This is a genomic window from Bacteroidales bacterium, assembly GCA_014860575.1.
Lineage (GTDB): Bacteria > Bacteroidota > Bacteroidia > Bacteroidales > JAAYJT01 > JAAYJT01.
Genome location: JACZJK010000065.1, coordinates 1 through 12,140 on the forward strand (window position 1 = coordinate 1; position 12,140 = coordinate 12,140).

The 12,140-nt window shown below is 43.7% G+C and carries 11 protein-coding genes; 6 read left to right on the plus strand and 5 right to left on the minus strand.

The genetic code is table 11. The features are described from left to right. Positions 1-307: 307 nt before the first annotated feature. Complete coding sequence (locus IH597_16755; protein MBE0664108.1) at positions 308-751, plus strand: hypothetical protein; 444 nt, start codon at positions 308-310, stop codon at positions 749-751. 14 nt (positions 752-765) lie between these two features. On the opposite strand, the gene xerD is transcribed toward IH597_16755, so the two are convergent. After that, positions 766-1,674: a site-specific tyrosine recombinase XerD gene (gene xerD, locus IH597_16760; GenBank protein ID MBE0664109.1), complete on the minus strand. Its 909-nt coding sequence runs from the start codon at positions 1,672-1,674 to the stop codon at positions 766-768. Positions 1,675-1,857: 183 nt separating this feature from the next. Here xerD and rpmG point away from each other — a divergent pair, with 183 nt between their 5' ends. From rpmG to IH597_16785, 5 genes are all read left to right on the plus strand, one after another. Continuing rightward, positions 1,858-2,046, plus strand: a complete 189-nt coding sequence (gene rpmG / locus IH597_16765) for a 50S ribosomal protein L33 (protein ID MBE0664110.1) — start codon at positions 1,858-1,860, stop codon at positions 2,044-2,046. 8 nt (positions 2,047-2,054) lie between these two features. Then, complete coding sequence (locus IH597_16770; GenBank protein ID MBE0664111.1) at positions 2,055-2,210, plus strand: DUF4295 domain-containing protein; 156 nt, start codon at positions 2,055-2,057, stop codon at positions 2,208-2,210. A gap of 108 nt (positions 2,211-2,318) precedes the next feature. Continuing rightward, complete coding sequence (gene ftsY, locus IH597_16775) at positions 2,319-3,275, plus strand: signal recognition particle-docking protein FtsY (GenBank protein ID MBE0664112.1); 957 nt, start codon at positions 2,319-2,321, stop codon at positions 3,273-3,275. Between the two features lie 32 nt (positions 3,276-3,307). After that, positions 3,308-4,621, plus strand: a complete 1,314-nt coding sequence (rimO, locus tag IH597_16780; GenBank protein ID MBE0664113.1) for a 30S ribosomal protein S12 methylthiotransferase RimO — start codon at positions 3,308-3,310, stop codon at positions 4,619-4,621. Between the two features lie 269 nt (positions 4,622-4,890). Then, complete coding sequence (locus IH597_16785) at positions 4,891-5,379, plus strand: PaaI family thioesterase (protein ID MBE0664114.1); 489 nt, start codon at positions 4,891-4,893, stop codon at positions 5,377-5,379. A gap of 91 nt (positions 5,380-5,470) precedes the next feature. Here the strand turns inward: IH597_16785 and IH597_16790 are convergent, their stop codons facing one another. The 4 genes from IH597_16790 to IH597_16805 form a co-directional block, all read right to left on the minus strand. After that, the gene (locus IH597_16790; GenBank protein MBE0664115.1) at positions 5,471-6,856 is read right to left on the minus strand and encodes a lysine 2,3-aminomutase; all 1,386 of its coding nucleotides are present in this window, start codon (positions 6,854-6,856) and stop codon (positions 5,471-5,473) included. A gap of 132 nt (positions 6,857-6,988) precedes the next feature. After that, positions 6,989-8,527, minus strand: coding sequence for a hypothetical protein (locus tag IH597_16795; GenBank protein ID MBE0664116.1), 1,539 nt, complete (start codon positions 8,525-8,527; stop codon positions 6,989-6,991). Positions 8,528-8,558: 31 nt separating this feature from the next. Beyond that, on the minus strand, positions 8,559-11,393 hold the full coding sequence (gene uvrA / locus IH597_16800; protein MBE0664117.1) for an excinuclease ABC subunit UvrA: 2,835 nt from the start codon (positions 11,391-11,393) through the stop codon (positions 8,559-8,561). Positions 11,394-11,573: 180 nt separating this feature from the next. Then, on the minus strand, positions 11,574-12,023 hold the full coding sequence (locus IH597_16805) for a DUF2141 domain-containing protein (protein ID MBE0664118.1): 450 nt from the start codon (positions 12,021-12,023) through the stop codon (positions 11,574-11,576). Positions 12,024-12,140: the final 117 nt, after the last annotated feature.

The window sequence follows — 12,140 nt, forward strand, 5'->3', positions numbered from 1 at the left end:
AAACGGATGGGGCATCGAGCCCCATACCGTTTTTGCCCAACAGAAATCCGGCTCAACATTACCCATTGTTGAAATAAAAAAGGCTTTGAAAAAGGGAATTTATTAATCATAAAGTGTAAACAAATTTCAGGACGAGTCAGACTAAGAGAGTTAGAGACTAAGAGAATTAGAGATAAGAAACAGGGACGAAGGGAGGAAGGGAAGAACCCAAACGCCAAACGCCAAACGTCAAACGACGAACTTTGAACTTTGTACCCGGAACTTTGAACTTTGGACGGAACATAAAACAACCTAAATCAAAAGAAAAATGAGCAAAACAAATTATGTTATTCAACTAAAAAAAGGCCTCAATGATGTGCCTTTTGGAGCAACCGCTGAGGAAGCCCATAAATATTTTGGAGATCCTACCGAAATAGAAATTCTTGAAAAAGATCTTGAAGAAGATCCTGATACAGAACTATGGTATTTCGATGATCAGAGTTTTTCACTCTTTTTTGAGGGCGATCCTGACCTGGTGCTTACCAGCATTGAAATCAACAACCAGGAAGCCACCCTCTTCGGAAAGAAAATCTTTGGCATGAGCGAAGATCAGATCATCGAACTGATGAAAGACAACGGATTTAGTGAAATGTACACCGAAGACGAAGAATGGGGTGAAAAACTCCTTTCTTTTGAAGATGCGCTCATTGACTTCTATTTTGAAGAAAATAAGCTGGTTACAGTAAACTGGAGCGTTGATTTACCCGAGTAGGTAAAGAACCGGATTTATTCTTTCTGCATTCGGGGGTGATATTCCAGGATCACACTACGTAAATATTGGCGGTCGAGGTGTGTGTAAACCTCGGTTGTGGTTATAGAGGCGTGGCCGAGCATTTCCTGTACCGCGCGAAGATCTGCGCCCCCTTCAACAAGATGGGTGGCGAATGAATGACGGAAAGTATGCGGGCTGATTGCTTTGTGTATGCCGGCAAGCTCCGCATGCTTTTTAATGATGTTGAAGATCATCACCCGCGAAAGCTTGCTGCCCCTGTTGCTTATAAAAAGCGTATCCTCTGACCCTTTCCTGATTTTCTGGTTCACACGAACCTGTTTCATGTAGGTGTTGATCTGTTTGAGTGCAACCCGGCCAATGGGAACCAGCCTTTCCTTGTTGCCTTTCCCGCTGATGCGGGCAAAGCCCTCGTTAAAATAAATATCAGAAATCTGCATTCCTGTGAGTTCAGATACTCTTAATCCGCATCCATAAAGGGTTTCAAGGATAGCTTTATTTCGTTCGCCCTCCGCTGTGCTCAGATCAATTGAATCAATAATCTTATTGATTTCAACAACGCTGAGTGTATCAGGTAGTTTGCGGCCAATCCGTGGCATGTCAAGCAATTGGGTCGGATCGTGGCTCACAATATTCTCGAGAAGCAGAAATTTGTAATAGCTTCTGATACCGGATATCATCCTGGCCTGTGAGCGGGCGCTCATGCCAGGTTTGCTAATCCAAACAATGAATTTGTGCAAATGGTCCTGGGTGATCTCTGCCGGTGTTAGTCCCGGGTACTGGTCTTCAACAAACTTAACCAGTTTGCTAATATCACGCAGATAAGCCGAAACGCTGTTTTCTGATAGCGAAAGCTCAACCTGCAGGTAAATGCGAAACCCATTTATGTATGATTGCCAGGCCATTAATTTCTCAATTCAATATTACCAGAAAGTGTAAAATTATACATTTGCAAACGTTAACGTAAGAATAAAAACAGCCTTTATTTGGTTCATGGCTTCATTACTATAATTTATTTGAATTCAAATTTGTTTATATCGTTGAAATCACTAATTTTGCAGCCCTTAAAACATAGAGGAGTTTAAACAATGGCAAAGAAGAGTAAAGAAGCTCGCATACAGGTGATTATGGAATGTACAGAGCACAAAACAAGTGGCTTACCAGGCACTTCACGCTACATTTCTACCAAGAATAAGAAGAATACACCTGAACGATTGGAGTTGAAAAAGTACAATCCAATCATGAAAAAAATGACAATACACAAAGAAATTAAATAAGATAAGTCATGGCAAAGAAAGTTGTTGCAACCCTTAGAACCGCTACGGGTAAAGATTTTGCTAAGGTAATCCGCACAGTGAGATCGCCAAAAACAGGCGCTTACGTGTTTAAAGAAACCATCCTTCCCAACGATCAGGTAAAGGACTTTTTAGCAAAGAAATAATGCGGGTTCACTCCTGTAAAGGACAGCTCTTTTCCATTCAGAGAAGGGCTTTTTTTATTTGGGAACCAATGCTTTCGCAAGAAATTATCATCAACAAAAACTGCAATCATGGGACTGTTTTCATTTCTTTCGCGCGATAAGAAAGAGCAACTTGATAAAGGCCTGGAGAAAACCAAGACCAACGTTTTTGGAAAATTATCACGGGCCATTGCCGGCCGCTCAAAAGTTGACGATAGTTTTTTAGATGAATTGGAAGAAATTTTGGTTACCTCCGATGTTGGGGTAGAAACCACGCTCAAAATCATCAACAGGTTGGAAGCAAGGGTTTCGCGCGATAAGTTCCTGAATGCAGGTGAACTTCATGAAATTTTGCGCGAAGAAATAACTGCCTTGCTTGAAGAAGGCAACAATACCCAGGAAGTTCGCTTTGACTTTGACCCAAGGTCCGAACCCTATGTGATCATGGTTGTTGGCGTTAATGGAGTAGGCAAAACCACTACAATTGGCAAGCTTGCCTATCATTTCAAACTTGCAGGAAAATCGGTGTTGCTTGGCGCGGCTGACACTTTTCGCGCTGCCGCCATCAGCCAGTTGCAGGTATGGGCGGGGAGAGTTGGTGTTCCTATTGTGAACCATCAAATGGGTTCAGACCCTGCTGCCGTTGCTTTTGAAACATTGCAGGTAGCGAAGAAAAACAAGCACGATGTGGTCATTATTGATACTGCAGGCCGGCTTCACAATAAAGTCAACCTGATGAATGAACTCAGCAAGATAAAACGGGTCATGCAAAAAGTGGTTGCCGATGCACCGCACGAGGTATTGCTCATTCTTGATGCTTCAACCGGTCAAAATGCAATTGAGCAGGCAAAACAGTTTACTGCGGCAACTGAAGTCACCGCCCTTGCGCTCACAAAGCTGGATGGAACAGCCAAAGGTGGCGTTGTGATTGGCATTTCCGATCAACTGAAAATTCCTGTAAAATACATTGGGGTAGGAGAGAAGCTTGAACACCTGCAGATTTTCAACCGTCGTGCTTTTGTTGATTCATTGTTTGAAAAAACCTGAGCGGATTAAAATCCGATATCAATCCTGAGCTGATGGCCGATAAATCCCGAACTCATCTTCCCATTGTTAATGTTATCACGCTGGGCTGTCCCAAAAACCTGGTGGACTCTGAAAAGCTCATGGGGAAATTGAAGGTTTCCGGCATAAATGTAAGTCATGGGTTTTCGCGAAATTCCGATATTCTCATTATCAATACCTGCGGTTTTATTCAGGATGCCAAAGAGGAATCTATTGAAGCGATCCTGCAGGCGGTTCAGCAGAAAAAAAATGGAAAAGTTGCCAGGGTTGTTGTGATGGGTTGTCTTTCCGAACGCTATATGGCCGAGCTGAAAGTTGAGATTCCTGAGGTTGACCATTTTTATGGCGTCAACGACCTTGAAAAGATACTGGAAGACCTGAATGTTTCTGCCAGGCACGAGCTGTATAACGAACGAATGCTTACTACTCCGCCGCATTACGCGTATTTGAAAATTGCTGAAGGCTGCGATCGTACCTGTTCTTTCTGTGCGATCCCACTCATCCGTGGAAAAAATATTTCGCTGCCGCTTGAAAACTTGCTTGAAGAAACCCGGGCACTTGCAGCAAAAGGAGTGAAAGAACTGATTTTGGTTGCCCAGGATCTGACCTGGTACGGCCTCGATTTATATAAGAAACGCATGCTAGCGGCTTTGCTCGAAAAGCTTGTCGAAATTGATGGCATTGAATGGATCAGGTTGCATTATGCCTATCCTGCCGCTTTCCCAATGGATGTATTGGACGTAATGGCCGCCCAGCCCAAGATTTGCAAATACCTCGATATACCTTTCCAGCACATCAGCAGCGATTTGCTGGCGTCAATGCGACGTGGCATCAACAAAGAAGAGACTTACAGGCTGATTGATGTTATTCGTAGAAAGGTTCCGGGAATTACCTTACGAACCTCACTGATGGTGGGCTATCCAGGCGAAACACAAGAGCATTTTGAAGAATTGAAGGAGTTTATCGGCACTGTCCGATTTGAGCGCATGGGGGTTTTTACCTACTCCGAAGAAGAAGGAACTCGGGCTGCATCATTGGCTGACGAAATCCCAAAGTCAGTAAAGGATGAACGCGCAGCAGAATTAATGGAATTACAGCAGCAAATATCTGAAGAACTTAATCTTGCCAAAGTTGGCAAAACCTTGAAAACAATTATCGAAGGCAAAGAAGGTGATTATTATGTTGGGCGAACCGAATATGATTCACCGGGAATTGATAATGAGGTTCTGATTCCAGTAGCAGAGAAAAGCCTGAAGACTGGCGAATTCTATAATATCCGGATTCTGAAAGCCGATGCGTTTGATGTTTATGGGTCAGTGATAGATTGAAGCTTGTGCTCCGAAAAGTCCTTGATGAATTTCTTAACACATAGTCACATAGATCACATAGTTTTTTTTAATTATCAAACAGTCAGTTTTTAAACTATGTGATTTCTATGTGTCTATGAATCTATGTGGTTCAAAACAACTTTTTGGAGTGGCTCAAACCTTTCAAATTCAGAATTACCAATTACTGGTTCATTACTCAGGTTTTTAACTAATTCCTACTTTTGATTCCTGAATCTATAATGGATTACGTTCAAACTAATTCCAAGTACATGACTTCTAAGACTATCCTGAACCCGTTCTCAAAAAGCGAAAACTACAATTGTTTCGGCTGTTCTCCCCGCAATCCCATCGGTTTACAACTTGTATTCCAGGAGGATGGTGATTGGATCACTGCCGAATGGACTCCCAATCGTGATCATGAAGGCTGGTTCAATGTAGTGCATGGTGGTATTCAAACGGCATTGCTTGACGAACTTGGAAGCTGGGTAGTTTTTGTGAAAATGGGAACCGCAGGCGTTACCTCAAAGCTTGAGATAAAGTTTCTGAAACCGGTACATGTTGACCACGGCAAGATCAAGATCAAGGGTCGTATCATTGAAACACGCCGGAACATTGTCATCATAGAAGCATTGCTTTACAATGGCAATGGAGAATTATGTGCCGAATCAGTGATGCATTATTTTGCGTTCTCACATGAAAAAGCCAGGCAGTTGATGATGTTTCCCGGCCGGGAAGCGTTTTATGAAAATGGAGTATGATTCAAAATTCCAAACTCCAGATTCAATATACTCAGTCTCAATGATTAAAATCCGCACAATCTTGAATCTTAAATTTGAAATCTTGAATTGCTTAGTCTTCCTCCTGATAGTGTAAAGCCTCAGTTTTCGCACCTACCATCGCTTCATAATCAGCTTGCCAGAAGAATTTCTCTTCGCCGAAAGCCGGCTTAAGATCATCAAGCCAAACAGCATCAGGATCATACTTTGCAAAAAACGGAACCCTTACCCATTCCGGGTTGCGGCCTTGCAGGAATTGCAGCACATAAACCTTTTCACCACGAATCTCTGCTACACCCAGGATATGGATTTTGCCTGGTGAGGCTGACATACTCGGCCCCCGAACGGTTCGGGAAACACCGCTAACCCGCATATAGGCATTGCGGTAAATATGGTATGCCCGCTCCAGACCAACGCTGAAATAGTGTTGTGCCCCCGTATCTCGTGCGAGGAACATATAATAAGGTATGCATCCAAGTTTTGCCTGTATACGCCACATTTTCAGCCAGACTTTATAATCATCATTGATATGCCTGAGCAATGGCGACTGGGTTCGGATTTCCACATTCACATCCCTCAGGTTTTTAATAGCTTTTCTAACAGCTTTTGTCTCAAGCTCAGTATAGTGGTTGAAATGCGCCATGAGCGCGATGTGGCGCCCTGATCTGGCAACCTTCTCAAAAAGATTGATTAGAGCGGGAGTATCTTTGTCATTGATGAATTTGTAAGGCCAATAAGCTAGCGCTTTTGTGCCAATACGGATTGTATGCAAATTTTCGAGTTCGGGAACCAACAATGGTTCAATATAACTCTCCAGCAGTTTGGCGCTCATTACCATAGGATCGCCACCGGTGAAAAGAATATTGGTAGCTTCAGGTTTGGACTTCATATAACGCACCAAAAGATCGGCCTCTTTTGAAGCAAACTTCATATCATCCATGCCAACAAACTGTGGCCAGCGAAAGCAAAATGTGCAATAAGCATGGCAGGTTTGACCCTGGCTAGGAAAAAACAGCGCAGTTTCGCGGTACTTATGCTGCATGCCATGAAGTTTCACACCATCAAGTTCCGGAACATTAAGGTCAAGCTGTCCGGCTGGATGCGGATTTAACTCCATCCTGATTTCGTTTGCAACTTTAGCGATTTCTTGTTTATCCGAACCGCTTTTTATCAAATCAGCCATCTTGTTGAAGTGATGTGGCTGCAGCATTTCCTTTTGCGGAAATGTAAGAATGAACATTGGATCGTTGGGAACATTCTCCCAGTTAATTAATTCATTTACAACGTATGAATTGCTTTTAAATGGCAGCACATTCGCTACAACTTCTATATCAAACATCTGCTCTTCTGATAGCTTTGCGATTTGTGGGATCTGTCTGTAATTGTGAAGTGTAAAGGCTTTGTACTCACTGGTTTTATAGTGGTTGTTGCTGTTCCGGTTTGAAGTAACTTCGTACATAATAATTGGTATTATCCTATAAGAGTTTGATTAATAGCAATTTAATTCGATTTTAGTCAAATCCTTGCAAAGATAAGTATAATGGATGTAAAAGACAAGCCGTACAATCGGCGATATTACATTTATCGTAGATTAGGCTATCATCGCATAAATCACACCGGCTGCACCAATGAATGCCAGGGAATAGACAATCCTTACAGGCATAACACCATTATTTTCGGCTGTTTTTCCAAAAATACCAAACACAAGAGGATGCACAAGGAAAGGCATAGCGAACACAAAAGCGATCATAGTTGCAGCTTGTTGGCCGAACATACCACCCTGAATTGCTGCAAACAAACCAAAATGGGAGATAGCAGAAGAATTGGCCATCACTGCGTCGCTGAGGTTCATGCCCGAGACGTCAAGAATCAGCAATCCACCAAAAACTGCTACAAGTTGCCAGCCAAGTGAGAAAAGCATAAGTCCGCGTATTTCCTGGACTTCCCTGCCAAAGGATTTCCTCAGTCTTTTAAGTGAATAAAATGTAAGTCCGATTCCAACGATCAACACAATGAGTGAGTAAGAAATCACCAGATTGCCGGTTGTGGCGCTGGCAGCCAGAATAGAAAACACAAAGATATGCCCGATAAAAGGAATGTTTATCATGATTGGAGCACGGATGGCTGCTTCAGGGCCAAGGTCGCCGGCTGTACATGCGCCTGTCAGACCCGAATGTGAAAGCGCACCAGCCATGCCCGGCGCCAGGTTGCGCATATGATTGGCTAATCCGAAAAAGATAAGCAGTGAAAGTCCGCCAAACATCCAAAACAATTGCCCGAAAAATCCGAAAGACAACACTGCTGTCATTTCGCTTAACTGGAATGCTTCGGCAATGCGCGATCCCCCAACCATAAAATTAGCTGCAAGCACTATCGGTATGCCGGCAAAAAGAAGTGACCGTATAGTTGGGCCAAACTTCCACTTCACCATTATCATTCCCAGACTAACAGAAATTATCATGGCAAAGAAAATTTCCGGTAACGCAATAAAAGGTTTTATCCATTGCGCTATATACCAGGCTACCACAAGCAACAACAGTATCATCCCCGTTTCGTAAATCCCTTTTCTGATGTAGGTCGCTTTATTTGTAATTTTTGCCCGGTGGTCAATGAGGATAATTGAAGCGACTATTCCAAGGTAACCGAGCAGCGGGTAAAACTTATCGAGGACATCGCCTGTGCTGTGCCCCACGATTACTCTTTTCAACGATTCAATTCCGATAAGTATAAAGAAAGCCCGGATCAGGAACATGAACTGGGTGGCCTTGGTTCCCAGAAAAAGTTCTTCGGAGGACGGGACAACAATATCCTTCGGGTCAATTTTACGGTGCATTAAAAGTTTCCGGATCTCCTGGCCGCCAACAAAGAACGAAGCCATCAAAGCAGTGATGGTTACTTTGCTACCAAGCTCCATAATCGGAAACTCGGGTAAGCCAGGTGTGGCAAGCCCTGTGTTCACAAGAATAAAACCCATGATAAGTCCAAAGACAACAATGATGAGAATGGGCGAATAGCGGGTTCCTGCAACAAAAGTTCTTGAAACCAGCACCATGCTGATGACCAAAAGGAAGGTGAGCCAATATTGGTTCAGGATGTGGACAATAGGGAAGTGATCGGAGAAGAGTTCCATGTATACGAGTTATGTTAGAGTAAAAAATCCACTATGAATGATTCAGGAGTTTAGGGGCCAGAAACTGACCAGTATATGATTGCTTATTGGAAGTCAATTCTTCGGGAGTGCCTTCAGCAACAATATTCCCGCCGGCATCACCGCCCTCAGGACCCAGATCAATAACCCAATCGGCGCACTTGATTACCTCCATGTTGTGTTCGATCACAATTACGGTGTGCTGTCGCTTGATCAGGGCATCAAAAGCAAGCATGAGTTTGTTGATATCATGATAATGCAAACCGGTGGTGGGTTCATCAAAAATAAAAAGGGTTGGGTGAACAGCCTGGCCTTTGGTAAGAAATGATGCCAGCTTGATGCGTTGCGCCTCACCGCCGCTTAGCGTACTTGAAGATTGTCCAAGCCTGAGATAACCCAGTCCGACATCCTGCAAGGGTTGAAGTTTGCTGGTGATACGCTGGCAAATTGTTTCGTTTTCAGCATCGCCGCTAAAAAATTCCAGGGCCTGCGATATAGACATATCAAGCACTTCCGACACATTTTTATCCCTGTAACTTACGTCCAGCACTTCGTCTTTGAAGCGTTTGCCCTGGCAGGTATCGCAGGTGAGTTCAATATCGGCCATGAACTGCATTTCGATGTGAACCACACCTTCACCTTCACATTCTTCGCAACGCCCGCCTTCAATATTAAATGAGAAAATGCCAGGTTTGTAGCCACGCATCTGTGCCAGGGGCTGATTACTGAACAAGGTGCGAACCTCATCCCAGGCCTTCACATAAGTAGCCGGATTTGAACGGGTTGAACGGCCAATGGGGTTCTGATCAACCAACTCAATACCAACGATGCTATAAATATCTCCGTCAAGCCGGTCGAATTTGCCGGTTTTTTCGCTATTGCCGCCATAAATCTTTTTAAGCGCGGAATACAGGATTTTTTTTACCAATGTCGTTTTTCCTGATCCGCTAACACCTGTCACTGCTGTGAGCACTTTGAGCGGGAATTTCACCTGCAGGTTTTTCAGGTTGTTTTCACGGGCTCCTGTTATCTCAATAAATTCCTTCCATTTTCTTCTTTTCTCCGGAAGCGGGATCTTCATCTTTCCGGACAGATATTGGCCGGTCAGGGATGCTGTGTCATGAATGAGGCTGTCCCAGTTGCCTTCAAACACAAGTTCGCCACCAAATTCACCGGCCAGTGGCCCGATATCAATAACATGATCGGCTGCATTGATAATTTCTTCGTCATGCTCAACCACGATAACAGTATTGCCAAGGTCTCGCAACTGAAGCAAGACTTTAATCAACCTAAGGGTATCGCGTGGGTGTAACCCAATGCTGGGTTCATCAAGGATATACATTGAACCTACCAGGCTGCTTCCAAGGCTGTTGGCCAGATTAATACGTTGTGATTCTCCTCCGGACAATGTGTTCGAAAGACGGTTCAGGGTAAGATAGCCCAGACCAACATCGCATAAATACTGCAGTCGGTTGGTAATTTCGGTAAGCAGGCGACGCGAAATTTCCATGTCACTATCATCCAGCGTCAGGTTCCTGAAATGATCCAATGCATGCGCTGCCTGCATCAACACCACATCGGTTATGGAATGGCCGTCAATTTTCACATAGGTGGCATCTTTGCGCAAACGCGTCCCTCTGCATTCAGGACAAGTAGTTTTTCCCCGGTAGCGCGACATCATCACACGGTACTGAACCTTGTAATTGTTGTCTTCTACCATTTTAAAAAACTCATGCAGCCCGCCAAAATGCTGATTGCCTGTCCAGAGCAATTCTTTTTGTTCGGCGCTGAGTTCGTAAAATGGTTTATGAATAGGAAAATCAAATTTAAATGCCGTGTGAACCAAACGGTCTTTCCATTCACTCATTTTTTCACCACGCCAGCAGGCAATGGTTTCGTCATAAATAGAGAGGGATTTATCGGGGATCACCAAATCCTCATCAATGCCGATTACAGATCCAAAACCTTCGCAGTTGCGGCAGGCGCCAAAAGGATTGTTAAAGCTGAATAGATTTGGTGTTGGTTCTTCAAATAAAAGGTCATCCAATGCAAATCGGTTCGAAAATTCCTGTTGTGCTGAGGTTTCGTACTGGATGGATTCAATGATGCATTTTCCTTCTCCTTCAAACAAGGCAGTTTCAATGGAATCGGCCAGTCGGCTTCGCATTGGATCATCTCCTTCCTGGCTCACAACACGGTCAATGAGTACATGAAAGGTATTGCCAAGCTTTTTCATCCGGGCAGCATCTTCGAGGAGTTCGTCAATCCGGATTATTTCGTCTTTCACTTTGATCCGTGTAAACCCTTGCTGCATTAGCACAGTAAGCTGCTCCTTCATCTTACGTCCGTTCTTCAGAGAAAAGGGAGCGAGAATCATTACTTTGGTGCCAGAAGGCAAACCCAGTATATAATTTACAATATCATCCACACGGTGTCGCTTCACCAGGTTTCCTGATACCGGAGAATAAGTTTTCCCGATCCTTGCATACATCAATTTCAGGTACTCGTAAATTTCGGTTGAAGTGCCAACAGTGGAGCGGGGGTTACGGGTGTTTACTTTCTGCTCAATGGCTACGGCTGGAGAAATTCCTATAATCTGATCTACTTCCGGTTTGCTCATGCGACCCAGGAACTGCCTTGCGTAAGCGCTCAGGCTTTCAACATAACGGCGCTGGCCTTCGGCGTAGAGCGTATCAAAAGCAAGAGAGCTTTTTCCTGAACCTGATAATCCGGTGATAACCGTAAGGCGGTTACGAGGAATGTTTACGCTCAGGTTCTTCAGGTTGTGAACCCTGGCGCCCTTTATTATGATGTACTTATGATAATCGTTGTGATCCGTTTGAACCATGAAAACACCCCCGGTTTTGAGGGTGCAAAGGTAGGATTTTTTAGGCGTTCTGAAATCAGGGTGGTTGCATGAAAAGTTGGCAGTTGTCAGTCTGCAATTGGCAAAAGCCCACTACAGCATTACTGCAACACAAAAAACGATCCCGCATACACGGGATTGAGCAATATCGAACCGAAGTGCCTAAAACAAATAGTTCATTTCGATCTCCAGATTCAAGTCATTCTCAATTGTGAATTTTGAGGATGCAAATTTTGGAGCAGAAAAACGCTTATTCGCAACTGATGCGGCATAACCTTCAACCGGGGCGCCAACAAGGTTATAGTCGAGTTTTAAATTGCAATTTTCGTCATGAACCACGGCAATGGCGTAATCTCCCGGGTTCATACCCTCAATTATGATGCTTACGGAAGGTGCTTGAGCCTCAATCTGAAATGTGCGGTAAGCCTTTGTGCTGTCAGAAGGAAATCCTTCAGGCTGATTGAAAACTGAAATTAGGATCTGACCCTTGTCATTTCTAATATTGGAAATCGTTAGAGCTAAATTATTTCCTTGGTAGTAAACCTCAGAACTGGCAGTAAAATAGGATGCCAGTAGTAGAATCGTGAGTATTTTCAGTGTAAAGTGCTGCATGATATATATGTTAAAGCGTTGCCTGACGGTTCTGCAAATTCATCTAATTTTGCCGGGTCGGAAATATAACGAACTTAAATCTGAATTGTTTCCGTTTCATTCTATTTTCAACAATAC